This window comes from Lactobacillus huangpiensis, assembly GCF_019972815.1.
Lineage (GTDB): Bacteria > Bacillota > Bacilli > Lactobacillales > Lactobacillaceae > Lactobacillus > Lactobacillus huangpiensis.
Window position 1 is genome coordinate 65,846 of sequence record NZ_BPPA01000008.1, and the last position, 25,195, is coordinate 91,040.

The 25,195-nt window shown below is 36.4% G+C and carries 37 protein-coding genes, 3 tRNA genes and 1 riboswitch; of the genes, 1 reads left to right on the forward strand and 39 read right to left on the reverse strand.

What is annotated here, in order from left to right; genetic code table 11:
- Positions 1-51: 51 nt before the first annotated feature.
- From LDM90_RS07270 to LDM90_RS07300, 7 genes are all read right to left on the reverse strand, one after another.
- Entirely contained in the window at positions 52-540 is a 489-nt protein-coding gene (locus tag LDM90_RS07270) for a cupin domain-containing protein (protein ID WP_223897220.1), read from the reverse strand.
- A 465-nt stretch (positions 541-1,005) separates the two neighbouring features.
- A complete protein-coding gene (locus tag LDM90_RS07275; protein ID WP_223897222.1) occupies positions 1,006-1,752 on the reverse strand; it encodes a tyrosine-protein phosphatase in 747 nt (248 codons plus the stop codon).
- Positions 1,753-1,891: 139 nt separating this feature from the next.
- Positions 1,892-3,346 (reverse strand): MDR family MFS transporter, encoded by a 1,455-nt coding sequence (locus LDM90_RS07280; RefSeq protein WP_223897224.1) that lies wholly within the window; start codon positions 3,344-3,346, stop codon positions 1,892-1,894.
- Between the two features lie 29 nt (positions 3,347-3,375).
- A complete protein-coding gene (gene metK, locus LDM90_RS07285) occupies positions 3,376-4,575 on the reverse strand; it encodes a methionine adenosyltransferase (protein WP_034980024.1) in 1,200 nt (399 codons plus the stop codon).
- Positions 4,573-4,653, reverse strand: a riboswitch (SMK box riboswitch). (Overlaps the previous gene by 3 nt.)
- 80 nt (positions 4,654-4,733) lie before the next feature.
- Positions 4,734-4,806 (reverse strand) — tRNA-Val (locus LDM90_RS07290).
- Between the two features lie 4 nt (positions 4,807-4,810).
- A tRNA-Glu gene (locus tag LDM90_RS07295) sits at positions 4,811-4,882 on the reverse strand.
- A 119-nt stretch (positions 4,883-5,001) separates the two neighbouring features.
- Positions 5,002-5,074: transfer RNA gene (locus LDM90_RS07300), tRNA-Val, on the reverse strand.
- A gap of 678 nt (positions 5,075-5,752) precedes the next feature.
- Between LDM90_RS07300 and LDM90_RS07305 the strand changes: the two genes are divergently transcribed.
- Positions 5,753-6,364: a hypothetical protein gene (locus LDM90_RS07305; RefSeq protein WP_223898747.1), complete on the forward strand. Its 612-nt coding sequence runs from the start codon at positions 5,753-5,755 to the stop codon at positions 6,362-6,364.
- A 180-nt stretch (positions 6,365-6,544) separates the two neighbouring features.
- On the opposite strand, the gene LDM90_RS07310 is transcribed toward LDM90_RS07305, so the two are convergent.
- The 32 genes from LDM90_RS07310 to LDM90_RS07460 form a co-directional block, all read right to left on the reverse strand.
- The gene (locus LDM90_RS07310) at positions 6,545-7,192 is read right to left on the reverse strand and encodes a phage tail sheath N-terminal beta-sandwich domain-containing protein (RefSeq protein ID WP_223897226.1); all 648 of its coding nucleotides are present in this window, start codon (positions 7,190-7,192) and stop codon (positions 6,545-6,547) included.
- Positions 7,189-7,596, reverse strand: a complete 408-nt coding sequence (locus LDM90_RS07315) for a phage tail terminator family protein (RefSeq protein ID WP_223897229.1) — start codon at positions 7,594-7,596, stop codon at positions 7,189-7,191. Before LDM90_RS07315 ends, LDM90_RS07310 begins: the two co-directional genes overlap by 4 nt.
- Positions 7,593-8,033 (reverse strand): HK97 gp10 family phage protein, encoded by a 441-nt coding sequence (locus LDM90_RS07320; RefSeq protein ID WP_223897230.1) that lies wholly within the window; start codon positions 8,031-8,033, stop codon positions 7,593-7,595. The genes LDM90_RS07315 and LDM90_RS07320 overlap by 4 nt, the downstream gene beginning before the upstream one ends.
- Positions 8,030-8,395 (reverse strand): hypothetical protein, encoded by a 366-nt coding sequence (locus LDM90_RS07325; RefSeq protein WP_223897314.1) that lies wholly within the window; start codon positions 8,393-8,395, stop codon positions 8,030-8,032. The genes LDM90_RS07320 and LDM90_RS07325 overlap by 4 nt, the downstream gene beginning before the upstream one ends.
- Complete coding sequence (locus LDM90_RS07330) at positions 8,395-8,754, reverse strand: head-tail connector protein (protein WP_223897232.1); 360 nt, start codon at positions 8,752-8,754, stop codon at positions 8,395-8,397. The genes LDM90_RS07325 and LDM90_RS07330 overlap by 1 nt, the downstream gene beginning before the upstream one ends.
- A 2-nt stretch (positions 8,755-8,756) precedes the next feature.
- Positions 8,757-9,722, reverse strand: a complete 966-nt coding sequence (locus LDM90_RS07335; RefSeq protein ID WP_223897233.1) for a capsid protein — start codon at positions 9,720-9,722, stop codon at positions 8,757-8,759.
- Positions 9,722-10,276 (reverse strand): phage scaffolding protein, encoded by a 555-nt coding sequence (locus LDM90_RS07340; RefSeq protein WP_223897235.1) that lies wholly within the window; start codon positions 10,274-10,276, stop codon positions 9,722-9,724. The genes LDM90_RS07335 and LDM90_RS07340 overlap by 1 nt, the downstream gene beginning before the upstream one ends.
- A 114-nt stretch (positions 10,277-10,390) precedes the next feature.
- Complete coding sequence (locus tag LDM90_RS07345; RefSeq protein ID WP_223897237.1) at positions 10,391-10,783, reverse strand: hypothetical protein; 393 nt, start codon at positions 10,781-10,783, stop codon at positions 10,391-10,393.
- A gap of 39 nt (positions 10,784-10,822) precedes the next feature.
- Positions 10,823-11,074, reverse strand: coding sequence for a hypothetical protein (locus LDM90_RS07350; RefSeq protein ID WP_223897245.1), 252 nt, complete (start codon positions 11,072-11,074; stop codon positions 10,823-10,825).
- A complete protein-coding gene (locus LDM90_RS07355; protein WP_223897246.1) occupies positions 11,061-12,449 on the reverse strand; it encodes a minor capsid protein in 1,389 nt (462 codons plus the stop codon). Before LDM90_RS07355 ends, LDM90_RS07350 begins: the two co-directional genes overlap by 14 nt.
- Entirely contained in the window at positions 12,427-13,863 is a 1,437-nt protein-coding gene (locus LDM90_RS07360; protein ID WP_223897248.1) for a phage portal protein, read from the reverse strand. Before LDM90_RS07360 ends, LDM90_RS07355 begins: the two co-directional genes overlap by 23 nt.
- Complete coding sequence (locus tag LDM90_RS07365) at positions 13,854-15,104, reverse strand: PBSX family phage terminase large subunit (protein ID WP_223897250.1); 1,251 nt, start codon at positions 15,102-15,104, stop codon at positions 13,854-13,856. Before LDM90_RS07365 ends, LDM90_RS07360 begins: the two co-directional genes overlap by 10 nt.
- Positions 15,088-15,930, reverse strand: a complete 843-nt coding sequence (locus tag LDM90_RS07370) for a terminase small subunit (protein WP_223897252.1) — start codon at positions 15,928-15,930, stop codon at positions 15,088-15,090. Before LDM90_RS07370 ends, LDM90_RS07365 begins: the two co-directional genes overlap by 17 nt.
- A gap of 69 nt (positions 15,931-15,999) precedes the next feature.
- Complete coding sequence (locus tag LDM90_RS07375) at positions 16,000-16,164, reverse strand: hypothetical protein (RefSeq protein WP_223897254.1); 165 nt, start codon at positions 16,162-16,164, stop codon at positions 16,000-16,002.
- 53 nt (positions 16,165-16,217) lie between these two features.
- Positions 16,218-16,925, reverse strand: a complete 708-nt coding sequence (locus LDM90_RS07380; RefSeq protein WP_223897256.1) for a type II toxin-antitoxin system death-on-curing family toxin — start codon at positions 16,923-16,925, stop codon at positions 16,218-16,220.
- Between the two features lie 507 nt (positions 16,926-17,432).
- Positions 17,433-17,924, reverse strand: a complete 492-nt coding sequence (locus LDM90_RS07385) for an ArpU family phage packaging/lysis transcriptional regulator (RefSeq protein WP_223897258.1) — start codon at positions 17,922-17,924, stop codon at positions 17,433-17,435.
- A 29-nt stretch (positions 17,925-17,953) separates the two neighbouring features.
- On the reverse strand, positions 17,954-18,457 hold the full coding sequence (locus LDM90_RS07390; RefSeq protein WP_223897260.1) for a helix-turn-helix domain-containing protein: 504 nt from the start codon (positions 18,455-18,457) through the stop codon (positions 17,954-17,956).
- Positions 18,450-18,959 carry a RusA family crossover junction endodeoxyribonuclease gene (locus LDM90_RS07395; RefSeq protein WP_223897263.1) on the reverse strand — a complete coding sequence of 170 codons (510 nt, stop codon included), beginning with the start codon at positions 18,957-18,959 and terminating at the stop codon, positions 18,450-18,452. The genes LDM90_RS07390 and LDM90_RS07395 overlap by 8 nt, the downstream gene beginning before the upstream one ends.
- A gap of 43 nt (positions 18,960-19,002) precedes the next feature.
- Entirely contained in the window at positions 19,003-19,161 is a 159-nt protein-coding gene (locus LDM90_RS07400; protein ID WP_223897265.1) for a hypothetical protein, read from the reverse strand.
- 16 nt (positions 19,162-19,177) lie between these two features.
- Positions 19,178-19,657, reverse strand: coding sequence for a single-stranded DNA-binding protein (gene ssb, locus LDM90_RS07405; protein WP_223897267.1), 480 nt, complete (start codon positions 19,655-19,657; stop codon positions 19,178-19,180).
- Entirely contained in the window at positions 19,650-20,123 is a 474-nt protein-coding gene (locus LDM90_RS07410; RefSeq protein ID WP_223897269.1) for a class I SAM-dependent methyltransferase, read from the reverse strand. The genes ssb and LDM90_RS07410 overlap by 8 nt, the downstream gene beginning before the upstream one ends.
- Positions 20,123-20,248 (reverse strand): hypothetical protein, encoded by a 126-nt coding sequence (locus tag LDM90_RS09440; protein WP_274381270.1) that lies wholly within the window; start codon positions 20,246-20,248, stop codon positions 20,123-20,125. The genes LDM90_RS07410 and LDM90_RS09440 overlap by 1 nt, the downstream gene beginning before the upstream one ends.
- Before the next feature lie 186 nt (positions 20,249-20,434).
- A complete protein-coding gene (locus LDM90_RS07415; protein ID WP_223897271.1) occupies positions 20,435-20,611 on the reverse strand; it encodes a hypothetical protein in 177 nt (58 codons plus the stop codon).
- Positions 20,612-20,613: 2 nt separating this feature from the next.
- Positions 20,614-21,387, reverse strand: a complete 774-nt coding sequence (locus LDM90_RS07420) for a phage antirepressor (RefSeq protein WP_223897316.1) — start codon at positions 21,385-21,387, stop codon at positions 20,614-20,616.
- A complete protein-coding gene (locus LDM90_RS07425; protein ID WP_223897273.1) occupies positions 21,359-21,577 on the reverse strand; it encodes a hypothetical protein in 219 nt (72 codons plus the stop codon). The genes LDM90_RS07420 and LDM90_RS07425 overlap by 29 nt, the downstream gene beginning before the upstream one ends.
- Complete coding sequence (locus LDM90_RS07430) at positions 21,574-22,374, reverse strand: DnaA ATPase domain-containing protein (RefSeq protein WP_223897274.1); 801 nt, start codon at positions 22,372-22,374, stop codon at positions 21,574-21,576. The genes LDM90_RS07425 and LDM90_RS07430 overlap by 4 nt, the downstream gene beginning before the upstream one ends.
- A gap of 12 nt (positions 22,375-22,386) precedes the next feature.
- A complete protein-coding gene (locus LDM90_RS07435; RefSeq protein ID WP_223897283.1) occupies positions 22,387-23,229 on the reverse strand; it encodes a helix-turn-helix domain-containing protein in 843 nt (280 codons plus the stop codon).
- 11 nt (positions 23,230-23,240) lie between these two features.
- On the reverse strand, positions 23,241-23,900 hold the full coding sequence (locus LDM90_RS07440; RefSeq protein ID WP_223897285.1) for an ERF family protein: 660 nt from the start codon (positions 23,898-23,900) through the stop codon (positions 23,241-23,243).
- The gene (locus tag LDM90_RS07445; RefSeq protein WP_223897287.1) at positions 23,893-24,156 is read right to left on the reverse strand and encodes a hypothetical protein; all 264 of its coding nucleotides are present in this window, start codon (positions 24,154-24,156) and stop codon (positions 23,893-23,895) included. The genes LDM90_RS07440 and LDM90_RS07445 overlap by 8 nt, the downstream gene beginning before the upstream one ends.
- Positions 24,156-24,455 (reverse strand): hypothetical protein, encoded by a 300-nt coding sequence (locus LDM90_RS07450; protein ID WP_223897289.1) that lies wholly within the window; start codon positions 24,453-24,455, stop codon positions 24,156-24,158. The genes LDM90_RS07445 and LDM90_RS07450 overlap by 1 nt, the downstream gene beginning before the upstream one ends.
- Positions 24,456-24,513: 58 nt before the next feature.
- Positions 24,514-24,678 carry a hypothetical protein gene (locus tag LDM90_RS07455; RefSeq protein ID WP_223897291.1) on the reverse strand — a complete coding sequence of 55 codons (165 nt, stop codon included), beginning with the start codon at positions 24,676-24,678 and terminating at the stop codon, positions 24,514-24,516.
- Positions 24,679-24,740: 62 nt separating this feature from the next.
- Positions 24,741-24,977 carry a helix-turn-helix domain-containing protein gene (locus LDM90_RS07460; protein ID WP_223897293.1) on the reverse strand — a complete coding sequence of 79 codons (237 nt, stop codon included), beginning with the start codon at positions 24,975-24,977 and terminating at the stop codon, positions 24,741-24,743.
- Positions 24,978-25,195 lie beyond the last annotated feature (218 nt).

Sequence of the window (25,195 nt, forward strand, 5' to 3'; positions counted from 1 at the left end):
AAAGGATTCAAGCTTATTTTCAAAGCCTTGGATCCTTTTTTCATAATCACTCTAATCTAGCGCTAGACGTTCAATGACTTTTTTGTATTCAGGATATTGTTTTAGTAAATCTGCCTTTTTAAGCATCTCAAAGTCATGATAATCAAATCCTGGTGAAACAACACAGCTTACTAAACAAAAACTGTTTGGTTTAGTAACTTCTGATGCAAAAATAGTGTGTTTGGGAACTTTGAATTGCATGAATTCTCCAGCAGAAACATTTTTCCCCAATTTAACAGCTGAATATTTACCATCTGGAGCAATACAATGAATAGTAATCGCTTCTCCATCGTGGTAATACCACATTTCATCATGGTTCAGTCGGTGAAAGTGAGAACAACTGGTATCATCAAGCAAAAAGTAAATGGAAGTGTAATAAAATCGATTTCCACCACTATCCTCATCATAAAATTGTTGATCACTAGTATAAACTTGCCTGAACCAGCCACCTTCTTGATGAGGTTCAAGATCTAAACTTTTAATATAATCATCGCGCTTCATTTTTTCTCCTTAGTAAAAATTTTAATAATTAAAACTACTTTCTACAAATCTAGCCTATTTTTGTCAAAATGTCATCTGAAAATTAATTTAATAAGGCTAATAACTATTATAGTTTTAGTCTAAATTTATTATTACATTGGTTCTATGTTTTATTGTCTATAAAAAATTTTAACTATTTTTATATTAATATATATTTTATTAAAATAAAAAAGTAGCACTGTACAAATTTATTTTAATAAGTTTTCTCCTAATGATTTAAGTCGCAAAGCAATAAGCATTAGTTTAGCCAGTCTGTAACTTTACTTTTCTTTTGTCTGTATAGATTACTATTTACAATCGTAATTGTTAAAGTTTTCAACTTGGTATGTACTAATACTCAAAATCAATAGTGAAAGAAGTCAAAAACTTAAAAATGATATGATTCCAAAATTCAAGGAACATATCATCTTTTTGTTTATTTAAATTTTAGACTAAATAAATTTGCCTCATTTTGCTCTTAAAATCATTCGGTAAATTCAGTCCTTTAATCAGGTAATTATCAAAATCCCCATAATTTTGCCTAATGGCAGAAAAATACCGTTCTAAATATGACTTTTGAACCGTTAAAGCTACAGCAACATCTTTCAATTGTGAACTTGTTAATTGGTCTCTTAGGTAGTCCAAAATTTCCTGATTTTCCTGCTTGCGCGCTTCAATAGTTTTTAGATAATCCGTTAAGATTTGATCATCACTTACTCCCAGGCTTTTCAAAATTAAAGCTGCTGCCACTCCTGTGCGATCTTTGCCTGCAAAACAATGAAATGCTGTCGGAACAGGATCATTTATGAGAGTCATTAAAAATTGATGGTAGCCATTTTGAGCAGATTTCTGTAAAGCTAATTCTTCATAGGTGGTAAGCATATCTTCTTCAGCCTGATTATTACCAGAAACGATTTCTTCAACACTGGCTTGATTAACCTGAGCATCTTTTAAAACATCAATTACAACGTAATCTAATCCGGACCACAAATAATCCGGAAATTGTTTTCTTTCTTCCTCGCCCCTAAAATCAAAAACTCTCTTAATTTGATATTTATCTTGTACTTGTTCTTTTTGATAAGGAGTCAAGTTATACAATTGCCCACATCTAAAAAGTAACCCGTCTTTTACTTTTCTTCCTTCAAATCCAGTGTAACCACCTAAGGAACGCCAATTAGTAATTTCCCTTGCCATTTTTTAATACTCCAATTACTTATTAAGTTTAATATTATTATTATAATTTTTCAGGCAAAATATTTCTACTAATGAAAAAATTTTAAAATAAAAAAACCTGCTGGTAAATAAACCAGCAGGTCTGTTATAAATTTAACGACTAATTAGCTTTCTTTTTGCTTTTATAAATACAATTAAAAATAACAGATATTACTATAGCAACAAGCGAAACGAAGTAAACCCCTTTTAAAGCACTAAAAAGTACTTGCCTTAATTGTGGAATTAAGTTCGCAGATAGTTCTTGGGCTTTAGCTGATGAAACTATTTTGTTCATCATGCCTTGTGTCAAATTCGGATGTTTTGCAAGTTGATGTGCCACGACGGTATTGAAGGTAATACCAAAAATGGAAACCATCATTGTTTGACCTAAATACCTCATTAATGTGTTAAAGGAAGTAGCAACACCAATATTTTCTTTAGAAACTAAAACCTGTGACCTGACTTGCGAAGCGGTTAGAACTCCACCAAAGGAAAAGCCATTAAGAGTTGCTATGACACAAAAGACCCAAAACGGAGTATGAATAGGAACAAGCAATAACATGCAGTCAGCAATCAGCAGGATTGTAAGCAATCCAAAGAAGGTTTTTCTTACACCCCAGCGACTCAACATGCCACCGATCAAAAATGAACCCACAACCCACATAACAGAGCTTGGAGTTACGGCAAAACCTGCAATAGTAGCAGAAGTACCATTAATCCCCTGCATCCAGGTTGGAATATAAAATTCAAAGCCAATAACTACTCCGGCAACAAGCAGGGTAATCATATTAACAGCCAAGAACTCTTTGCCCTTGAGCATTGACAGTGGCATAATCGGATCATCCGCGCGCTTTTCTTCATGATAAAAGATAATTGCGCTGACTATGATTAGTACAATTAAAGCAATAAGCATAAAAGGATTAAGAGTACCTAAATCTTGTAGTGTAAACATTAAGGTTAAAAGCAAAACAACTAACCAAAATGTTCCTTTAACATCAAGCTTTGTCTTTTGCTTATTCTTTGGTTCATTTAAGAAAAAGACAACTAATAAAAGTGCAATGATACCAATTGGCACATTAATGTAGAAAACCCAATGCCAAGAAAGATTTTGTACGATAAAGCCACCGAGTAATGGAGCAATGACTGAAGCTACGCCCCAAAAACCAGAATTTAGACCCAGCATTTTTGTTCTTTTTTCCAGACTGTATAAATCTGCAATTATGGTCATAGCCACCGGTTGAACGGCTCCAGAACCCAGACCCTGAATAACACGGAATAAAATTAATTCAACCATATTCTGAGCCTGACCGCAAAGAGCAGATCCAATCACAAAAAGAGCTATTCCAAATAGAAAAATTGGTTTACGCCCAAAGCTGTCAGCTAATTTGCCATATAAAGGAGTTGATACAGCAGTCATAAACAAAAAAATGGAAACAACCCAATTCATAATTTCCAATCCGTTCAGATCAGAAACAATTGTCGGCATTGCAGTAGAAACGATTGTACCTTCGATGGCAGTCATAAATGTCGTCATAAAAATCGCAATCATCACTACTCGTACATTTGTCTTCTTCACAATTACAACTCCTTCATTAGCTGCTAAAATTATTTATTTTCATGAACAAAATTTAAAAGATCTTGAACTTTATCAGTTTTCTCCCATGGTAAATCAATATCTGTTCTGCCAAAGTGTCCGTAAGCTGCTGTTTGCTCATAAATTGGCCGCCTTAAATTAAGCATTTTAATTATTCCCGCGGGGCGCAAGTCAAAGACTTTACGTACTGCTTTTGTTAAGAGTTCGTCACTTGCTTTACCTGTTCCGGCAGTATCAACCATAACTGAAACTGGATGAGCAACACCAATTGCATAAGCTAATTGAACTTCACAGCGATCAGCCAAGCCTGCAGCAACAATATTTTTAGCCACATATCTGGCAGCATAACTGGCACTGCGGTCAACCTTTGTCGGATCCTTTCCAGAAAATGCACCACCACCGTGGCGAGCATAGCCACCGTAAGTATCAACAATAATTTTACGTCCAGTCAGTCCTGAATCACCCTTAGGTCCACCAATAACAAAGCGACCTGATGGGTTAATCAGAAACTTGGTCTTTTCATCAAGGTATTTAGCAGGTATTACCTTTTTAATTGCCAAATCTATCATAGCTTGGCGAATCTCTTCGTTTGAAACCTTATCATCGGTCTGTGTTGAAATAACAACGGTATCTACACGTGTTGGTTTTTGTTTTTCATCATATTCAACAGTCACTTCTGCCTTAGCATCGGGTCTAAGCCAAGTTAAAGTACCATCTTTGCGTAGCTTAGCAACCTGTCTCATCAAGCGATGAGCAAGCGAAATAGGCAGAGGCATTAATTCAGGCGTTTCATTGATTGCAAAACCAAACATTAAGCCTTGATCTCCCGCCCCGATTTGATCAAGCTGATCTTCGTCAGATTGATTTTCACGCGTTTCAAGAGAATGATCAACGCCTTGAGCAATATCAGGTGATTGTTCATCAATATCAATTAAGACAGCGCAATTATTGCCATCAAAGCCAAGTTCTGGTTTATCATAGCCAATTCTCAAAACTGTCTTGCGAACAATTCCTTGAATATCAACATAAGCACTAGTTGATATTTCACCAAAGACATAGACAATACCAGTATTGACGATGGTCTCACAAGCTACATGAGCTTGAGGGTCTTTGGCAATAATAGCATCCAAAATTGCATCAGAAATCTGATCAGCAATCTTGTCTGGATGACCTTCAGAAACAGATTCTGAAGTAAACAAACGTTTTTCCATATTAGTCCCCCTATAGACAATAGCTATTCGGTTACAAGGCATCTCCACTTAAGGATCCTCTCAGGACTTGAACCGATTTTTTAAAATTTTCGTTCTATGTTCTTATATATACATTGATAATAAAAAAAGCTACCGCATGTTCGGTAGCCATAGAACGATGGAGGATACAGGGCTCGAACCTGTGACCTCCTGCTTGTAAGGCAGATGCTCTCCCAGCTGAGCTAATCCTCCAAAGTGACCCGTACGGGATTTGAACCCATGTTACCGCCGTGAAAGGGCGATGTCTTAACCACTTGACCAACGGGTCATTATTCTGAATCAAAGCACATTCAATAGTATACCTATTCTGAAAGAAAATGCAAGGATTCAATTTATTAAATCAATAAATAATGGCGGCGCGAACTTCCCTTCACACCACCATCATTATGGAGGATACAGGGCTCGAACCTGTGACCTCCTGCTTGTAAGGCAGATGCTCTCCCAGCTGAGCTAATCCTCCATTTTGTTGTCATCTCTCGACCACTCTTAATAATTTAGCATAAGTTTCTATTTATGTCTACATTTTTTTGAAATTTTTGTAGGATTCTGTTCATTAATATTAATTTCTATGAATTAACTAAACTTTTTCAATTCTTTTTATATTAAAGATTAAGGATATAACTAGATCGGGTGAAGAATGCTTGACTACTATTCAAGAAGTTGTCGGATCAAGTATAACAATCGGAGTTTAATCTCTATGTATTTTTCATCTGAATTTTGGGGAGTATGATTGAAAATTTTATATCGAAAGTTTAAATCTCTCACATTCCATTAAAAATTTTTATTTTCTGATAAAAGAGTTTTCTTATACATTTGTTAGATTTTATCCTACTTTAACTTTTATTTTAAAAAGTACAATATATTTTGATATTGAAAAATTGTCACTTAAAATAATCTATTCTTGTATCTTCTATAATAATTATTTATACTAGAATTAAAAAAATAAAAGCATCACATGAAATTTTTTAATTTAATTATATAAAGTTTTTGTAACATTAAAAATCTTAAATATTAAGGTTCATATTTTGTCCATAACGCCAGCGACATTAAACCTATGGTAGTAAATCTTTGGGAGGAAGTAATGGGTAATCTAAAAAAAACCTTATCATTTTTAATAACAAGCTTATTCATCTTTTCTTTGATAGGATGTTCAGCTAATGATACGAACAAATCAGGTGATAAAGGTGGAAGTAACAATCGACAAAGTAAAAAAGTAGTAATAGAGAAAAATACTGCTAAAGCAGTAACACTGTCGGCGGGTACTCATAAAGTCGGTAAAGAGATTAAACCTGGGCGTTATGTAATTAAGGCCGTCTCAGGTAGTGGCAATCTATTTTCACGAAACAGTCCTAATGATCGTAATATAAATGTCATTTTAGGGCCAACTGAGGATGATACATGGATGAAACTTTCTTCGTACACCACTGACTTAAAAGCTGGAGAAAAGATAAAGATTGACGGAATTGAATCAACAAAACTAATCCCAACTCCAGACAAACGTATTTTTAGAAAGATATTAACCCCCGGCAGTTGGACAGTAGGTAAAGATATCAAACCTGGCGATTATACTATTAAAGCTGTACGAGGAACTGGAAACATATTCTCTGACAATGGCGAAGATGACATTAATGAAATTTTAGCAAAGCACCCTGATAAGGACTACGGTCAGGTATCAAAAATTCATGTTGAATTAAATAAAGGTGAAATAATAACTTCTGATGTTCCTAAAATAAAATTAGTAGAAGACTAACTACTAAAATTACAAGCATTATAGAAGTCAAACTTATTTAATTTTATTAATTCATTTAATTCGTTTATAAAGCATAACTTTAGGGGTTTTATTCCATTAATCTGATTGATGAAAAACTATTTTAAAAAGAAAAGACAATTCAATTGATCTTATTATTAATGAAAAAAGACTAATTTAAATTTATATTACGTTTTGAGTCCAAAAATTTTGATAAAAATTATATAATTTCTTTAAAGCTTGAGTCCGATATTCATTCGGAGTCAGGCTTTTTGGTTTAACAATTGGTGCCTTAGAATTATTATCGCTGCCCTTAGTCGTGGGACTTGTAGGTGTTGTTCTGTCAGTCAATTTAACATTAATAAAATCGTTTGACATCAAAACTTCTGGCTTATCAAGGCTAATATCTTGTTGATCGACAATCCTGCTATTTAGCAAAGTTGATACAATCACCTTGCTATCGCTCTTTTGCACAGTCACATGCAATTCATTGCCGACTGTGCCAGGAAATTTTGCGGTAAATGCCCACGGTAATGACTCATCGTTGGCTGTTGCCGCAACACCATCATTGTTGTTTAACAATAAAACTGTGTTTGCTCCTTTGAGCACTTCATGCAAAGTTTGCAACTCTGGCTCATCAATATCATGGCCAAGCAATGCTTTAAAGTTAGAGTCACTGTTTATTTTAATAATCCCTTTAGCTCCCCAGTTAAGTTGTGTGCTAACTGGTAGTAATGTCCGCCCAATATCTGTGCCATTGTTGTTATTGCCCTTACCGACAACGTTAAAATAGGCACCAGGACGGCGTTTGTTCTGTGTTTTCCAACTCATTTAATATTTCCTTTCACTTCTTCATTGTTTAATTTGATTTCATCTTTTTTATCCGGGTAAAACCTACCCCAAACTTCGAATTGATAAATTAGCGTATTGTCTTCTTGTTGAGTTACTTGAATATGTCTTAGCGGAGCATAGTCTTTTAGCTCTAGCAAACCACTCAAGAGATAATCTTCCACACGTTCCATATCTGTTTTTGGATTTTTAGGATTAGGAAAATATATAACCTGATAAGCATACTTTCGAGTCTGCCTATCAAACATTTCAGGAGCTGAACTAGTATCAATCTTCTCAATAAAAAAAGACGGTTCAGTAAAGCCGTCTGCTTGGTTTTCAGTGTAAATTGTTGCCTCAGGGAATAACCGTGCTATCTCGTCAGCAATACGTTCAATGATCGTCATTCCATCAGTCTCCTTAAAATATCGTCCATTACTGGCGTAATCAGCTGTGGGATCTGATTGGAGGTCTGCTTAGTTGCTTCCTGCAGGAAATGCTGACCAGGAACCCAGCTTACCTTTAGCCTTTTGCCAATAGAAGGAACATATCTGCCTGGCGTCTGTCTATGTCCGTTCTCAACAAAAGATGCATAGTTTTTCCCATTTCTAAGTTCGATCGAGATGTCAGCCCCTGAAAAAATCGGACCATTTAATTGCCAACTCCGTCTTAAATCGCCAGTCTTAACAGGCGTGTTTGCTTCTGCATTGCGCTTATAGGTCTCTCCCACATTCTTAACGCTTTTTTTGACTTCACTTTTAAGCTGACCGCCTGATACCTGAGCATTGACATGCTTGGCAAATTCTTCAAATTGACTATTGTCAAAATCTCCAAATGCGCTCATGCTTTTTCATCCCTTGTCATTGCTATTTCTTGGTGGCTCACATAGCCTGAATAGCCTTTACTGCTACGCTTATACTTCGTCACCTTGCCATTAACATCAGTCACAATAATAGTCGCACCTGCTGGCACATCTATTCCTGTTCTAATCAGTAAAGTAGCATCGTATTCATCAGTGCCATAAAACGACTGTTCACTGGCTTTTAAGCCTTTGAGTATAACCTTAGCTGGTTCATCTGTAACTATCGTCACAGGCTCACTCGAGGTTATATGATGCTCGTTAACTACTTTCTTAGTTGCTTGAATAGTTACCTTGTCATTCCATAATTTTGGGGCTACTTCTTTCAACTTGTTAAAAGCATCAATCATTGCGGTAGTCTCCTAAAATGAATTAGGTCGTTGATAAAGTCATCTGTAATCGGGTTAAGCTTTTGCATTTGAGCATAAAGTTCTGCTGGCGAGCCGAAGTTAACCGACACATCACCTTCACTAATTGAATTGACGGTATCATTACTAGTCCATTCGTGTGTCTGTATTAATTGCAAACACATTGCCGTGATAGTGCTATCTATTTCTGGAGGCAATTCATCAATAGGTATATTAGTAAAGTTGTCCACCGATTTAATTACTCTGTCTATACTGAAATCTATCAGATCATTATTTGATTTGTCACCCAATAATTGGGCGATCTTATCTTTAATCTCCTTTTTACGTTCGTCATTCATCTTTACTTTCCACTCTTGCTTGCAGTTTTAGTGCTACTTGCCTTAGTTGATGGTGCTTGTGGAGCAACTTTGTCTGCAATCACAAACTGAATACCTGCTGTCTTGGTATTAAGCAGTAGAACATCATTATATGCTTGCTCGTAATAAAGCCAGTTACCGCTTGATTTAGCGCTTGGTGAATCAAAACCTGCAAAAGTATATTTCTCTGGTGCAATTTGAACACCGTTGTAGATCAACATCATTTCAATTTGTTTAGAATCATCAATAGTCTTTGCGCCAACTGTGAAGTCGTATGCTGTTTGCATTAAATCAGACGGAATTACAACAATGTTTACATCATCTAAGCTGTAAACTGTACGTTGTACATTGTTTGGATCTTTGAGTGTTAAGCCACGGTTCATTGCCTCAGCTTGCTTAAGGATTGCATTGATCTTTGGCGTTACGTACAAGTATCTGTTTTGATTTGGAATTCTTGCTTCATCAAAATCGACCATCATATTATCAAAGGCAGTAAGAATGTTCTTTTCATCCAACGTATCAGTGGTAATACCTTTGCCACCGTCTTTAGTTTGTTTCTCTAAAAATAGCTTACTAAACATGTATTTATCCATTTCGGGCATTTTCTCGTCCAGATTGAATTGACGGGTAATGTTAGCAATTGATACTACATAGTTAGTTTGATCAATGTCAGATGGGTCAACTAGTGTGCTCCAGTAACGCTCATTAGTTAACTCGTATGAGTCCCAGTCGTTGCTATAGTTAGCCTTAATATCGGTTATTTCACGTCTTTTTCTGTCTCTACGTCCTTCTTCAATTGTTAATCTTGGAAGTTTGATATGCTTAGCGCCATCAAATGAAATCAAACCATTACTTGGCGAGTTCCAAAGTGGAGCAGTATACAAGTGCCCATCGTAAAACGCTTGTTGTACTGCTTGTTGGTATTGTTCTGCGTAATTAACTGTTTCCATTATTTATTATTCTCTCCTTTAAAAACATTAGTCATCGTGGCTACTGGATCAGGATCGGTCTTACCACCACCACCTTGTGGTTGATACGGCTCTTTACTTCCATGGTCGAATAAATAGCCATCTGATTTCTGCAATGAACTAATTTGATCGTCTAAGCCTTCTACTTCGCCTTTGTCGTTGAGTTTTACATCATCAAGATTCAGCAGAGCTTTCGCAGCCTTGGAATTGCGTACTTTAGCTTTGCCTAGAGCACTGTCGACTGCGCTATTAAGCTTGGTTTGTTGCAATTCTTTAGTCAGGTTTTCTGTGTCCTGTTTGTATTTGTTTTGCAGCTCCTTGAATTCGTTGCTGAGTTCCTCGTTGTCTCCTGCTTGCTTTTTGAGTGACTTCAAATCCTTATCTCGTTCAGCAATTTGCGACTGCAAAGACTCATTCGTCTTATTCAGTTCCTCCATTTTGGACTTTGCGCTCTCAACGTCAGCACCATGTAGGCTCATTACTTTGTCAATTTGTTCATCGTTTAGGTTTAATTTTTTTAGTTCTTCACGTTTCATTTATTTGTTTCCTCTCTCGCTTCTTTTTACGTGGGGCGGCCACAAATCAAGGCATAAAAAATAAGCCTTTTTACGCCATGCTTGGGGCACAAAAAAAGTAGCTGTTAAGCTACATTAATTGTTTTGATTATTATTTTCAGAAATTTTTTTTCTAGCTTTTTCTGCAAAATACTCCTTATTATACTTTTTAGATAATTTTCTATAAAGTTCTATACCCTTTTCAGTCATTGGAGATTGATCTCCATAATGAAAAGTAATTAGAGTTGAGGTAATGTCTATATTAGAGTCTTTAAGATACCCATTTATTATTAACCACAGTACTGTTTCTTTTATTTTTTCAAAAGTAAAACCATAAGTAAAATCTTCTTTGTCATCAGAAAATGTTCCTTTGGGGCTAATTATCCCAGAACCTTTTAGGGTATCAAAATTATCCGAATACATTTTTATATTTTTCAATTCAAAAAAAGCAATTCTTTCATATAAATCCTTACTTTGTTTGTCTTCCATTTTATTTCTCCCATTATTAAAGGCTTAAAAATATAATAACTACCACAGAACATCATCAAACTTAGAATATAGTTCTGATAACTTTTTACCATCAATTTCGAAGTTCAATACTTCATTAATATTTTTAAATTTTTTAATATAGTCACCACTGCCAAGCTCACGTCTCTCAGAAAAGTCAGGTGCATTTGGGTCAGGTTCCAATAACCAACGCCGATTATTTAAAGTGAACTCTATTTCGTATCCTATTTCAATTAACTCTCTAAATTGAGCTAAGCTCTTAATCTTGCTCATTATTGTGCCACCTCCTTAAGTCCTCAATTTCGTTTTCTGTTAATGATCTACCAGCTCTTCTATATAGTCTTATTTTACCACGGCTTTTATCAAATTGTTTTACCCAAAAGTGCACATGAGGTACGATCATATGCATTTTTTTATTGCCATGGTCAGTTAAGTCTAAATCTTTGTCAACAAAACCTGTTTCATCGTAATATCTATATTTAACCAACTTTCCCTTGTATAATCTGCCAATAACTGATAAAGGTTTACCTTTAGTCGACATGTTATGCATTTCTTTTATAGATGGAACAACTTTTTCATATTTATTAATACGATTTTGTTCCTTTTCATTAACATGTCTAATTTCAATTTGTTTCTTCCACTCGTTAAAAGTCATGTTTTCAACATATTCACCCTTGCCCGATTCAGGATCACGAGCCCATCTTTCAGAACTATCTGGTAATCCTTCGAAATATGGCATCGTGGTACATCTACAATATGGGTGTATTAGTGGATAATTCAAGCCCTCTACTTTGTCTTTTAAATCGAAGACTTTCTCGTCCAAATGCGCACACTCATCACACGTATGTGACTCCAGTGTCGCTAAATATTGGTATTGCTCAACTCCTTCTTCTTTATAGGCATTGGCTGTTGCAGTTTCAGCTACATGTCCCATCTCAGTAATAACAAGCCTATGCAGTTGATAGTCTTCAACGTCTTTTAGTCGCTGTCGCATCATTTTAAATATCTGTTCGTTGGAATGACCTAGAACTGATCCTCGCAATAATGCATCTCCTAGCTCATTCGGCAATATCTCTGTGTAATTTTTCCAAAGCCTCTTTGAGAAATCACTGCCACGCCAAGGCTTGTTTACGATGGCTTTTACTTGGTACTCATTAACATTAGCAAAGCTACTCGATAATTTAGCCTTCTCTATTTGTGTTAAATAGATGCTGTGCATGTAAGTTTGTTGATACTGGTTAGATAGACTGTTTTCCATTTTATTTGTCTCAGAGGTAGCGTATTGAGCTAACAGGTTAGTTAATTGCTCGTCTATATTCTCCAAACGTGACAACTGACTTTGAAAATACTCAGTGTCTAATTCTTTATCAAAGCCGCCAGCTTTAGCCTTAGCTTTGAACTCTTTTAAAGTCATGTGCCAGTCACGAGTACCGATTGTTGACAGTATCTTACGAGCATCTTTAACCGTAATCTCCTGATTAGCAGCATATCGTTTAAGCCAATAGTTAACTTCCTGCTCTAATACCTGCTCGACCTCTTTAAGGCGAGCCCGCATTGCCGTTTCATATTCAGCAGTATTTTGCAATTGTTGCTGTTTCTCATACAAAAAACGACGTTTCCAATAATTAACTTCCCTTTTCGTCGTCATTATTGTCACCGCCGTTTAGGATGTCAGGGTTACCATACTGATCATTATGGTTTTTAACATCTTCTTCTTGGTCTTTCATTTCCTGTTGCCAGTCTTCAACTATAGGGTTCGCTTTTGCTATCGCCTCTTTGCTAGTCCAATTTGCCAGTTGGCTCACCACTTGCGCTTTTTCAACATCATTTTGAATTGCGGTTCTAGTCCAAGTTTGCTCTATCGGTCGACTATCAGCGTCAGCGACATGCAGCCAGTTCATAATTGCCCGGACTAGCTCTGTTAAAGCGTCCCTAAAATATGCTTCCGTCTTTGCTGCCTTTAATTCAAGGTGAGAATACAACATCTTAATAGCTGTTCCTGTGGCATTGTTGGTTTTAAAATCAGTTGGGTCAATTCCCTGTGCATGAACAAAGATGCTTGTTTTGGTGATCTCAAGCATTGAATTTCTTGCTTCGGTTGGAATATCAATTGCCATCTGGTCTACTCCAGAGGCATCAGCATTGCCCAAATTTGCGATTTTAATTGCCTTATATTTTTGTAAGTTTTTTCTGAATTCGCCAAAATCTTGATCATCATAGTTTTTAAGAACAAGGAAAACCTGCTGAATATCGTCTAGGTCATTAACATAGCCGTTATAAATTTTGTCATAAACGTCTATTAAGCCTTTGTAATGATATAGATCTGGCTGTTTTTCTTTGTTTTTAGGAAAGGCTATAAATGGAATACGACCTAGACCATGATGGTTGACACTTGATGTACCAGTTTCTACGCCTGTCGTTGCATCATAGATTGCAAATCTATCGTCCAGTGGTTGAAGATCGGTAAATTGCTCATCTCTCGATTTAAAAGCAGTAACTGTCTGTTCATCCCAATATTCATGTACCCAATGATACTTGGCTGTGTCTGGATTTAACTCTTTGTAAGAACGTCTAAGTGCAACTAACTTACGGTTTAGGTCAGTAGAGTATATTGGGGTTATCTGATCAGGTGGCACAATTGCATATCTGAATTGACCATCTGTGTCAATCCAGTAATGTAGCCATGCTATACCTGCATTTGCTGCATCTACCACTAGTTCATTAAGTCTCAAGCCGAAGTTATCGCCCAGTGTATTTTTAATTTGTTGGTTGAGCTTATCATCATCAACGTCTATTGTCGGTGGCTTCGTGGCTAAATAGCCTGCTTTCTGGTCAACAAGCAATTGATGAAAATTAGAACTTACTCTGTTATCAGCAGCTCTAAAAGGGTTTTTGCTTTCCTTACCAGCATCTTCTTCTTTTGTTTTAGATTCGCCATTGTTCTTTAAAGTAATATCATTCTTGTTTAAATAATATCGCTTAGATGTACTGTATTTCGAAATAAACTCTGTCCTTCTTGCTTGCGTATTTTGCAGCAGTTTCTTCATTGAATCTACTTCCAAGGTTCGAAACCTCCTTTCTGTATCAATCTTTCTAGTGCATATCGTGTTGCGTCCATTGTGTGGTCATTACCATCCGGGTAGCCTGATTTATAATTACCATTCAAATCCAACTCAAATTCATAACCAGTAAATTCTCGCCATGCATCTGGACATCTGGCAGGATCAATTACAATTTCTCGTAAGTCTTCAAGCCATTTATACCCATGATCTCGAGATCCTTGTCCTTTTCTAGCTCCATAAATGTTTAAACCCAAATCATGGTATTCGGCAATTGTTCCAGGGGATGCAGAATCAGCAATTACTGGCTCATTCAATGGATTACGTTGCTTAATCATTTCAACGGCATCTCGGTTCTTAAGACCAACTCTTTCAAATTCGTCAAAAATAAAAATACGGCGTCTAGCCGCATCCCAATATATCTTTACATACGCAGTAGGATCGTGTGCAAAACCGAAGTCTAGACCATGATATACTTTGTCGAATCGGGCAATTTCATTGTCTGTAATAGCCCGTGTAGTAATGTTGTTGAACACTTCTGCACCAGTACCTGTTACTTCACCTAGATACTCATGTCTATATGCTTTCTCATTGTCTTTTTTCAACTGCTCCGCATCTGCTAAGAACTCAATACCTAGCCACGACTTCGGAACAGAACGATAATCAGACAAATTAACCAACGTATCAGCTCTCATCTGTTCCTGATCTACAGCCTGATTAACCCAGTTAGACTGCCTAGCAGGTGGATTGTAAGAATAAAAGGTAATTATTCCAGAACCGCCACGTCCAAGAGATTGGTTGATTGAGCGAATCTCTTCCATGCCTTTAAACTCGGTAACCTCTTCAAAATGTTTGAACTTGGTATATCCTTGACGAAACGTTTGTGACTTAATCTTGCGTGGATCGTCTGCTCCCTTAAATCTAATTTGTTGTCCTGTTGGCTTAAAAGTCAACTGCATAGGACTAACAGATGACTGCCAATATTCGTCTACATGTAATAGATCAATTGCCCATAGATATTGCTCAAATACCGAATCACGCAAGGTATTAGCTACTTTACGCAAAACAATGGCATTAGAGTTCTTATCTTGCATCACACCAAGAACAATCATAATTGAAATAAAAGAGGACTTGGTGCTGCCTCGTCCTCCCTTTAGCCAATAATTAGCATGTTTTTTGTTGTGTATGTCCCAAAAGAGGCTATAAAACGCAGGTGAGATGTTGTTTTTAAGACTTACTTGCATTCTTATCCTCCTTTGGCACATCAAAATTGATGTTTACTGTTGTGTCATTGTCGTTATTTTGTTCTTTGAGCCACTCAAGCAGTTTGTCACGGGCTTTGGTTTTGTCATATAGCTCAATCGTGGCACCATCTTTTCCCTTGGTTATCTTCTTAATCAGAGAAGTATCAACTTGGTCTTTGTCCTTAAAGTAAAGATAGCTGTGGTGGATTGTGACCTGCTTGCCGTCAGCATCTAACACTGGCTTATCTTCAACAACATTTGTGCTTAGTTCATGACCTTTATCATCTTTGAAAGTCTTCTTGGTCTTTTTCTTTTCAACGAGCTTTTCTGACCAACTCCCGAAATTAAGATAATTGCCAATATCACCTTTGGCTTCCTTGGCTACATCTTCAATTAGGTCTAAAGGCTCAATAGCTAACTCTTTTAACTTAGCCTCACGAATATTTCTTATTTGTTCTTGAATACTAGGTTTTACTAACATTTGTGGACCACATACGTTGGCCGTCTTGTAGCCACCGCCGAACACGTTTAAGTAAGCTTGAGTGGCATTGTAAAGCCTTAGATATTCAAGCACGAACTCTTTTTGCTTGTCTGGCAAATCACTGTCATTTAGTTCTGCAATGGCTTCACTCGTTGGTGTTTTTGTGTGCACATCTTTTCGAATAATGTGCACATCTTTTTTGCTTTTATTGCGCATCCATTTGTAACGTGTTTTCCATGACCTAACTGTATTCAGCGCCACACCATATTTTTCGGCAATGTCCTTGTACTTCATGCCTAACTCGTAGTCATGTTGTGCCGCTATTCTTTTTTCCGAATCAGTCACATCATTTCACCACCTCCTAATTTTAGGCAAATAAAAAGCACTCAGTTTAGAGTGCCTTAATCTTTATTCCTATGTTCTACTAAGTGCTTTAATTACACTCATTAGTGGTTTATTACTCCATATTTGTTTATCACTAATTTTTTCGATTTCTTTATTTTCTCTTTCACTATAAGGTCTAACAGCCTTAATTATTTTCTCATCAGACGGAAAATCAAGTTGAAATTTTTTACCCATAATATAACCACCTCTTATAAAAAAACAATTCTACTACATATTAGTATAATTGTCTACTTTTTTAAAAAAATATTTTTACTTACAACATCATCAATAATTTCAAAATTCATTACTACATGTTTGTGAAGAAAATCTTCTGTATCTTTTTCAGACTTTTCATTTTTAGCTATTCCTAAACAAAAATTATATAGCTTTTTTTGTAAATTATTTTTAAAATCAAATTTTAAATAATTAATATGTAAAAAATTTATTGTGGAAAGTAAAGCAGTTCTTTTATTTCCATTACTAAAAGATTGATATCTTGCGATTAAATACATCATATGAGCAGCTTTTTTTAATATAGTTGGGAACATATATTCTCCAAAAATTGGAAGTTCAATATCGCTTACCAGGCTTTCAATAGCTCCCCTTTCCTTAAGATAATAAGTACCACTATAAGAATCTTCTTGAAAAACACCATCAGACCTTTGATTTAAAACACATATTCGTTCCAAAGACAAATAATTTATAGGAACAACTAGGGTTAAAAATTTCTTTCGAATTGATCCGTAAGGTAAGAAAAGATCAAAACTATTGTCATTGTTGCTATTCATTTCAAAACCACTTTTATCATAAGTTGGTATTCCATAATTTTTATGAAGACTTTTTAAAAATATTTCAAAATATTCTGTTACTTGGTCATGTATTTTTTCATTTTTGACATCTATAGGGAGGAGAAAAAGGCCATCATAACTTTTATCCTTAAAACTAAACTCTTTCACAACTATATTTCTCCTTGTTACAATCCGATAATCATTCAAGAAAAATTTTTATTTCTTAACTTTATTTTATCAATAAATAGTATTAATTACCAAGTATTTGAATTAATAAAAGGTGCAGGATTCAAACTGACATTTACGTTTTTGAAAACCGTTATGCTACCTTTGTGACGCGGACATAAAAATATGGACTCCTGATAGGTCTGATCCTTGCTTAGTATATTGACCACCATATCAGCTAGCCCACATTTGACACGCTAACTTAATATAATTACCCAAATTTAAAATATATTATAGATTATCCAATAAACACGTATTAAGGTAATGGCGTGTCTATTGCGGTGTTGAGATTCGAACTCAGCTACAACCATTACCGCAACCTTGGAGGAATATATACTAGTAAAAATTGTTAGTTTAACGTCGTTCCAGACGATTTAATAGCTATCAAGGATTATCCCTAATCTTTTGACACTACCATAATATAATATAAACACTCCGCTTGGACTTCGCTCATTGTCCGCTTTTGGAATTTTCCTTTTGTTCATCTTCAAAAATTCTCAAGTCTTCAATTGATGTGTGATCTCGCTTGCGATATAACTCCATACGTTCAGCAAATTCAACCAAAGCCCTATTTTTAAGTTCATAATATCGTGTCGTCTGATAACCTAATCGTTGCGCTATGGCATAATTGCTTATGTTTTTGATATATGACAAGTACAAAATAGTTCCGTATGGTTTTTCACCAGAATTACTGCAGCTGCTAATAGTGTGATCAACTGCCAATACGCAATTATCTGCATCAATATTAATTGCCATGCTTTTATCCTGATGATTAATACCATTGTGTGCTGTAATACCTGTAATATCCATTTGTGGGCTAGACAAGTCCGAGCGATGTTTTCCTGAAAGGTTCAAATAATGGTCAAAGTCATGCTCAAAGAAGTCCTTAACATTTTGCGCTGTTCTGACTGTATCAATTTTGGTGCTTTTTAAAAAACTCAATTGAACAACTCCAATCATTACTATCAGCCTTACTTTAATTTCTTCACAAAAACTTTTGTGTCATTGCCAGCTACCATGTATTTTTCACCTGGCTCGATATCACACCAATGATATTTCTTAACGATAAACTCATGGTGAGTTTTCCTCTTAGCTTCTTCAGTGTTTTTAGCGACAATTCCCCAATATTTTAAATTTCTTAAATTAACGATATAAACATCATCGTATTTTCCTTTAAATATATCCCTGGGCTTAATTCTATAGTAAAGCAATATCCTGTTTATGGTTGATCTAGTGTGGCCTAGCTTTGTTGCAATTTCACCAACCGAATAGCCCATTTTAACCATTCTGATAACTTCATCATCGTAATAGTGTGGTGTAAATTTCTGACCAGTTGCACTTGTCTTCATCTTTAGTCGAGGCTCTGCTCCTGTTGCCTTGTGCAACTTTACCATTAGTGGATTATCATCAGGTATTGCTAGAGTGCCATACTTGTCTTCTATTTCATGGATAATCTTGTAAGGTATATCAGCCACTTTTATCACTCCAAAAAGCTGTAATTTCCACTCTTGGTTTATCAGAATAATACTTGTCCACTTTTAGCGACACCACCTGCCTATCGTCCCGATATAGTCCCTCATGCACGCATACTGCTTTATGCTGCACGTGGTCTAACTTCATCTTTGGATTAAGCCCATCAAGAACAATCTTGGCTATGTTGTCGCTGTCGGGCTTTTTACTAGGTCTTTCTTCTCCGTTAAGGCACCTTTCTTTGCGCTTTTTTGAATATGTTTTAGGTATTTTAAAATATGCCTTGATACCCAAACTAATATCGGCTGAGATAGGCTTAGTGATGCCATTTTTCTGCCTTGCAGATAACGCACTGTATCTTACTAGCTCCTCGTACTTTTGCGTTGTGGAGGGTGTGTAGGTGCTAACATAATTGCCTCTACGGGCAAACCTTGGCCTTGCTTTGCCCTGTGGATCACCTAGTATGCCAAATACCAAGCTGTGATATTCTGACTTATCACTCTGCATTAATTAGCCTCCTTTCATTTTGCTGTCATATTTGTCCTATTACTTACTCTAAATAGCCATCAAAAGACCAATAATCCTTTCCTAATTGGTCCTGAATATTTTTACACATAAAACATTGCTCTGACTTAATTGAATTGATTTCATAATTAACTTTTGGATCTTTAGATGGTCCAGAAAAATCAATTAATTTATTTTTATTCATATTTATTAACCCACTTTTAAAATGGCAAATCGTCATCCGATATGTCTATGGTATCGCCTGAACCGTTAAATGGATCCTGACTATTGTTATCATAATTAGCATTATTATTGCCTTTGCTGTAATTTCCGTTGCTACTGTTGTTTGCATAACTGCTAGTATTGTTATTCTGGCGGTCTTTCTTTGATTCAAGCAAAGCAAAGCTATCAACAACTACCTCTGTTACATATACTTTCTTGCCATCTTTATCATCGTAATTTCTGGTTTGAATTCGCCCATCTATACCAACAAGTGAACCTTTAGAAGTAAAATTACAGAAGTTTTCTGCAGCTTTGCGCCAAATGACACAGCTGATAAAGTCTGCATCTCTCTTACCTTGAGAATTGGTATATTGCCGATCTACTGCCAGATTAAATGCTGTTACAGACAGACCACTTTTTGTTGTTCTCAATTCAGGGTTTTTAGTCAACCTACCAGTTAATACTGCTCTATTAATCATTTTTAGCTCCTTTGATAAAAACTGACCAGCGTGTGCTACCTCTGCGATCTCCCAAAATAGGCTCTTGGCCAATAACGTTAAAAACCTTGTTAAACGGAATTTGATTATTAGACCATTTGAAAAGTAGTGTTCCTGTTGGCTTTAAAACTCTCATGCATTCGTCAAATCCTGCCTTAATGTAAGTTGACCAGTCTTTAGGTAAAGACCCATATTTAAGCTTTAGCCAGCTATTATCACCTGCATGTATCAGATGCGGCGGATCAAATATTACTAGGTCAAACTCATCACTTTTGAAAGGCAATTTCCTAAAATCTGCAATGATGTCAGGGCTGACAACTATATCTCTGATATATTGGCGATCTTTTACTTCATCTTTTTCACTGCGGTTATCAATATATACTGTATGTGGCTCGTGCTTGTTGTACCAGAACATTTTAGAGCCACAACATGCGTCTAGTATCTTCATCAATCACGCCTTTCATTAGGCAGCTTTTGAAAAAACTCATTGTCCTTCAATTGATACTCAGGTGGCACATGACCTACATAGATTACCTTGCCATCCTTATTCTTACGATATACTGCTCTTGCCATTTAACTCCTCCATTTTCCTCCCAATTATTAAGTACTCGTTATGTCCTTTCATGTACTCAAACATGCAATTAATATTGCAGAAGTTTAAACTGCCTTCATGAAGGCTTTTTATGGAGATAAAATCTTCACTTTGTCTATTAATTTTCTGATCACATGTTGAGCAATATGTTTCTTCTATCATTTGCATTAATTAAACTTTTTTAAATAATCATCAACTGTTATCTGCTCTAAATCGTGATAATCTTCTAAATTTTCTAGCAAGCAGTCCATACTGCAAAATGTGTCTTCATCATCAAGCACAATGACACCATCTTGACCAGTTAGCTTACGCTGACAATTTAAACAAAATACATCTTCGTCCATTTTTATGCCCCTACTTGTTCTTCTCTATTCATAAACTTGTCGATAAAGTATTGTTGCCCTATCCCCGTAACCTTAGGTGTCTTTTTAATTGATGGTTTACCATCCGAGTGGTTAATCACTGTTTCTTTTATTTGAAATAGATCAAGCTCCATTGAGCGTTGAGTTGGCATATTACGGTCACTGCCTCTACGGCTAATTAAGTAGCCGTTCTCTCTTAGCCATTGGAACAAACGATTCTGTCCAATTTGAATACCCTTGCCCTTTAATATCTTTGCCAATTCGCCAATTAGGATAGTGTCATCACTTGCTGAAACCGTATCGGCAAACAAGGCTTTGGGCTGCATTTTCTTAATTTGAATGTCCTTTTGCTCCAACTGATCGGCTGCTTGTTTTAGTAAACTAGCTAAGCCTTCTTTGTTTGTAGTGATGTCAATTGCCTTCTGGTCTGTCAGATAAGCGCCATGTCTTCTAATTGCAGGTAGCACTTCGCTAGTTACCCAACGTTTAAACTTTTTTGCGTTGGGCAATTTACTGCTCAGGATCAGACTATATAGTCCTGACTCATTAATTATTGTGATTTTCTGCTTTCCTCCGGGGGTGAACGTTTCGTTCACCCCTTTGTCTTCATCATCAACATGGTCTCTGATTGCTTTTGCTGGGTTACTGTTGTACCCAAGAATAGTTGCTACATCTTTGGCCACGAAGTAGGGCTCATCATCAATAGTTAACGTTCTGACTTTTTGTTTTTCAAATGTAAATAACTGCACGTCTTGCATTTTCGTCACTTTCTTTCTCTAATTTCACGAAGAACTTGTGTAGTCCTTCTAGTTTTGCTTTTTCTCTTTTGTCAAATGCGCCAATGCCATTGGCAACGTCATATTTAAATCTTTTTTCTGCTCGTTCTTGGAACATTCTGTTGTAAATGCTGTCCCAGTCACTAGCTTTTTCTATTTTCTTATTAGTCATATTCGTGGCCTTTTATCTGCTATTTTCGAAAAATCAATAACCTTGCGCCGATCACTCTCTTGCATCCTGCTTACTAGCCGTGAGTGATAAGTTCTGTACAACTCGTCCAAACTTAAATTGGTCGTTGTAATAATTCGCTGATTGCTCTCGTATATATCGAAAATTGTGTCTTGAACAAAGCTAGTAGCCATATTGTTGGCACTCTCTGCTCCCAGGTCATCTAGGACAACAAGGTTAGCTTTGCTGACTACATCGGTTACGTGCTTTGGCGACCAAATCCCAGTTTTATCAGTAAACCAGTTCTTCATCTCTCTTATGAGCTTGTTAACGCTGATAAACAAGCACCTACCCATTGGGTCTGAATTATCGTTAACTGCGTTCAGGATAGCCATAGCAAGATGTGTTTTTCCCGAACCAGCATTGCCGTAAAAGATACAGTTACCTTTTGCATCTGGGTTTCTTAAATAATCTTTAGCAATATCATGTGCACTGCTTTTAGCCAGGTACTCAAAAGTTTTAGGCTGGGCTTTAAAATTTTTAAAGGTGTAATTAAAAACTTCATCCCGATCGACCAACGATTGACGCTTAAGATAGCCTCTAGTTTGGTTTATCTTTAGGTTTTGAGCCATTTTCTTTATCTCTGCCTGGTTTTTCTCGTATTGACATTGCTCGCAGAAGGGCTTCATTTTTTTAAATCCATCCAAGTAAACTAAGTGCTCATGATGTTTAGGACAAATCTGATCAGTTGTTCTCGTGCGATGGGCAATTATATTTACTGCTTTGCCATTTATTTTCATAACTCCTCCTGTCTAAAAGGGTAGGTCATCATCTTCCACACCATCCATTGTCCCGTTTGCGTAGGCTTCTGCTCCAAAGCTTGCATGTTCTGGCACATTGCCCTTAACGCTCCAATCATCATCAAAACTGCCATTAAACCAAGTACTGCCCTTTTGAATATATTGGAACTGGGTATTGTTGGCTTTAAGGTATGTCTTGTACTGACTTAACTTTTCTAGTAAATAGCTGTCAGTATGCTTGCTTGATTGCTTAATCCATGCCTTATAGTGTTTAAAAGCATCTTTCTTGCCCTGCTTTTTAGGATATTCAGCCCATATTTTTTCAAAGCGGTCTGCAAGTGATTGGTCATTTGACCGTATATTATTCTCTTTTATATGTTCTCTTATATTGTTCTCTTTATTGCTCACATGTGGGTATAGGGGTTGCTCACGTGTAGGTATACCCTTAGTCACATGTGGGTATACCCCCTGCTCATGTGTGGGTACCCCTTGATCATCGGTGGGTATAGGGGTGAAACTGTCAGCTTGCCAATTTTGTGTAAAAGTTTTTGCTAACTTTTCGCCAGCATAAATTTTCCGATATTGAATATTGCCCTTTTCATCCTTAATAGATTTACGCCTTATCAGCTTTTTTTCTTCTAGCAAAGCTAAATACCTGCCTATCGTGCTTGTTGAACAATCTAACTTTTTTGCTAAAGCTGAATTACTCATGTAAAACGATCCAGTAATATTAAGCATTGATACTATTTCGCCAAGAACCAAAATTGATTTTGGAAGTTTAAGCAGGTCTGGATCATACGCGGCACCTGTGGGTATCATTAAAAATGTTTTTGACTCTTTAAATTCAGCTGCCATATTATTACCTCCTAAGAAATGATTCCCTTCTTTGCCAATTCCTGAAAAACTTCCATGTCTTTACCCTTAAGAGTGTTTGCAAAATCTTTTGCTTGCTTATTCCCCTCAGATGCATGTTTGACAACTAAGTACATCGGTACTTGTTGCCCGTTATAATTAACAGTGTAATTTCTTAAATCTTGTTTAGCCGATCTGTTTTGCTTATTGCTTTTAACGTATCCGCCATCTGGATTACTATCCTGTGTGTCTGGATCCTCATCCTTATCGGTAATGTTAAATAGCTGTTTGTAAAAATATTTCTGGGCGCTTGTACATGCTTTTTGTACTGCTTTTTCACCTGTATCAGAGCCTGCACCTGGCATTGCTCCTATCAATGTTTCAACTCCGTCAGTTATAGTAAAAGTTCCTTGCACGTATACAAAGTTGTTAATACCGCCCTTTTGGGTTTTCTGCTGTTCTTTATCAATAACTTTGAAGTTTGGAATAATAGAAAACTTATTATCTGAAATCACTTTCTGAACTGCTGCTTTAATTGCTGCCTCGGATTGAAATGAATAGCGTTGATAGTTGTTGTTGCCATCCTTTGCTATTGCCCCAATATCTTTATTGGCTTTAGCAATCTTTTCGGCTAGAGAAACATAATTCTTTGGCTTTGTATTTTCTTCAGTCATCAGCATTACTCCATTTCTGCGCTAACCCTTGCTTATAAACTTCTTTAATAGCATCATCAATCACGTTATTAAGCACATTGATAATTGCCTCTTGTGTAGTTCCGTGATAGCCTTCGGGAAATCCCTGTTTGAGTCCTTTAAGCATATCAATTCCCTTTTTAGGACTAGGTAACGTTCTTGCCTCATTGATTAATGCCGTAGTGTATATCTTGGCATTTTGATCAAGTTCGTCTTCCCATTTGAGAAAGTCGTTCATCAAAGCGCCTCTCTTTCTTTGTCTGTTAGCTCATGCCCGTCAAAGTAGAACATTGCTAAGTCGTACCACCATTCTCCGTCCGGATCATCCCACCAATCAGAAAAGTCTTGCAACATATCCTCGTATGTTCGCATGCCTTTTGGATTTTTAGGCGAATAGCCAACTGCTTCAGTAAACTTTTTAAGGTCGTTCATTAGAAAAGCCTGCGCTATGACAAAGTCCCTAGCCGTGCTGTAGTCACAGCCATACTCACCATAGATAGCTAAGCCACCATTAGCCTCTGTACCGATACACTCCATTTGTGTTATAATCTCCTTAGTATTCTTTATATGCTTTCATTGAATACATGCCCGATTTTTATCGGGCTTTTTTGTGCCTTAAATCGTCCCTGGCAGAAAGGGCGGTATACTTAGTATGTAAATCGTTGATACCAGCCCAGCAATTGCTACTAGCAATGATGCTATTAACAATCCTTTGTTTTTCGGATAAGTGCCGAAACCTGCGTATAACATGTGCTGCCATTCTTCTAATATCCTTTCCATAATTTTTCCTCATAAATCTCTATGTTCTTTAACTACTTTGTTTTATCCTTTTTCGGAAATGTTAAAATTGGAATATTTACTATCAGTCGTCTTCACTTCCTTTCTAAGTGTGTCTAAGCTAATCTCCAAAGCATCAGAAATTTTGCACGCATTTTTAAATGACATTTCAGAGCCATTTTTATAATTCGCAATGATGCTCCATGGTAAACCTGTAAGCTTAGATAATTTGTAAATACTAATCTTTTTAGCTTTCATGATTTCTTGGATTTTATCCCACATTTAGTATGCCTTTCTCTTGCAAGCACTACATATAGTGCTATATACTTATAGTGAATTGCCCCTTGATATAGTGATATATCATGTGAACCGAGTGAATTCAGAGAAAACCTAAGTTTTTGGATATGGCAACCCTGAGCCAAGCTTAATTGAAGGTGCAACGCATAGGACAATATCCCACGAGCGCTCGGCAACTCATTTGAGTTGAAGATATATGCTGA

What these genes read in the sequence shown, in the direction of transcription:
- LDM90_RS07415 (WP_223897271.1), bottom strand. Translation starts at nt 20,611, where the DNA reads ATGGACGAAGATGTATTTTGTTTAAATTGTCAGCGTAAGCTAACTGGT.
- LDM90_RS07400 (WP_223897265.1), bottom strand. Translation starts at nt 19,161, where the DNA reads ATGAATAAAAATAAATTAATTGATTTTTCTGGACCATCTAAAGATCCA.
- LDM90_RS07435 (WP_223897283.1), bottom strand. Translation starts at nt 23,229, where the DNA reads ATGGCAGCTGAATTTAAAGAGTCAAAAACATTTTTAATGATACCCACA.
- LDM90_RS07460 (WP_223897293.1), bottom strand. Translation starts at nt 24,977, where the DNA reads ATGTGGGATAAAATCCAAGAAATCATGAAAGCTAAAAAGATTAGTATT.
- LDM90_RS07455 (WP_223897291.1), bottom strand. Translation starts at nt 24,678, where the DNA reads ATGGCAGCACATGTTATACGCAGGTTTCGGCACTTATCCGAAAAACAA.
- LDM90_RS07355 (WP_223897246.1), bottom strand. Translation starts at nt 12,449, where the DNA reads ATGACGACGAAAAGGGAAGTTAATTATTGGAAACGTCGTTTTTTGTAT.
- LDM90_RS07445 (WP_223897287.1), bottom strand. Translation starts at nt 24,156, where the DNA reads ATGAACGACTTTCTCAAATGGGAAGACGAACTTGATCAAAATGCCAAG.
- LDM90_RS07330 (WP_223897232.1), bottom strand. Translation starts at nt 8,754, where the DNA reads ATGAATGACGAACGTAAAAAGGAGATTAAAGATAAGATCGCCCAATTA.
- ssb (WP_223897267.1), bottom strand. Translation starts at nt 19,657, where the DNA reads ATGATTAATAGAGCAGTATTAACTGGTAGGTTGACTAAAAACCCTGAA.
- metK (WP_034980024.1), bottom strand. Translation starts at nt 4,575, where the DNA reads ATGGAAAAACGTTTGTTTACTTCAGAATCTGTTTCTGAAGGTCATCCA.
- LDM90_RS09440 (WP_274381270.1), bottom strand. Translation starts at nt 20,248, where the DNA reads ATGGCAAGAGCAGTATATCGTAAGAATAAGGATGGCAAGGTAATCTAT.
- LDM90_RS07270 (WP_223897220.1), bottom strand. Translation starts at nt 540, where the DNA reads ATGAAGCGCGATGATTATATTAAAAGTTTAGATCTTGAACCTCATCAA.
- LDM90_RS07420 (WP_223897316.1), bottom strand. Translation starts at nt 21,387, where the DNA reads ATGCAAGACGTGCAGTTATTTACATTTGAAAAACAAAAAGTCAGAACG.
- LDM90_RS07310 (WP_223897226.1), bottom strand. Translation starts at nt 7,192, where the DNA reads ATGAGTTGGAAAACACAGAACAAACGCCGTCCTGGTGCCTATTTTAAC.
- LDM90_RS07350 (WP_223897245.1), bottom strand. Translation starts at nt 11,074, where the DNA reads ATGAGCAAGATTAAGAGCTTAGCTCAATTTAGAGAGTTAATTGAAATA.
- LDM90_RS07410 (WP_223897269.1), bottom strand. Translation starts at nt 20,123, where the DNA reads ATGAAGATACTAGACGCATGTTGTGGCTCTAAAATGTTCTGGTACAAC.
- LDM90_RS07430 (WP_223897274.1), bottom strand. Translation starts at nt 22,374, where the DNA reads ATGAAAATAAATGGCAAAGCAGTAAATATAATTGCCCATCGCACGAGA.
- LDM90_RS07340 (WP_223897235.1), bottom strand. Translation starts at nt 10,276, where the DNA reads ATGAAACGTGAAGAACTAAAAAAATTAAACCTAAACGATGAACAAATT.
- LDM90_RS07335 (WP_223897233.1), bottom strand. Translation starts at nt 9,722, where the DNA reads ATGGAAACAGTTAATTACGCAGAACAATACCAACAAGCAGTACAACAA.
- LDM90_RS07275 (WP_223897222.1), bottom strand. Translation starts at nt 1,752, where the DNA reads ATGGCAAGGGAAATTACTAATTGGCGTTCCTTAGGTGGTTACACTGGA.
- LDM90_RS07425 (WP_223897273.1), bottom strand. Translation starts at nt 21,577, where the DNA reads ATGACTAATAAGAAAATAGAAAAAGCTAGTGACTGGGACAGCATTTAC.
- LDM90_RS07320 (WP_223897230.1), bottom strand. Translation starts at nt 8,033, where the DNA reads ATGAGCGCATTTGGAGATTTTGACAATAGTCAATTTGAAGAATTTGCC.
- LDM90_RS07375 (WP_223897254.1), bottom strand. Translation starts at nt 16,164, where the DNA reads ATGGGTAAAAAATTTCAACTTGATTTTCCGTCTGATGAGAAAATAATT.
- LDM90_RS07315 (WP_223897229.1), bottom strand. Translation starts at nt 7,596, where the DNA reads ATGACGATCATTGAACGTATTGCTGACGAGATAGCACGGTTATTCCCT.
- LDM90_RS07450 (WP_223897289.1), bottom strand. Translation starts at nt 24,455, where the DNA reads ATGGAGTGTATCGGTACAGAGGCTAATGGTGGCTTAGCTATCTATGGT.
- LDM90_RS07345 (WP_223897237.1), bottom strand. Translation starts at nt 10,783, where the DNA reads ATGGAAGACAAACAAAGTAAGGATTTATATGAAAGAATTGCTTTTTTT.
- LDM90_RS07365 (WP_223897250.1), bottom strand. Translation starts at nt 15,104, where the DNA reads ATGCAAGTAAGTCTTAAAAACAACATCTCACCTGCGTTTTATAGCCTC.
- LDM90_RS07395 (WP_223897263.1), bottom strand. Translation starts at nt 18,959, where the DNA reads ATGCAGAGTGATAAGTCAGAATATCACAGCTTGGTATTTGGCATACTA.
- LDM90_RS07440 (WP_223897285.1), bottom strand. Translation starts at nt 23,900, where the DNA reads ATGACTGAAGAAAATACAAAGCCAAAGAATTATGTTTCTCTAGCCGAA.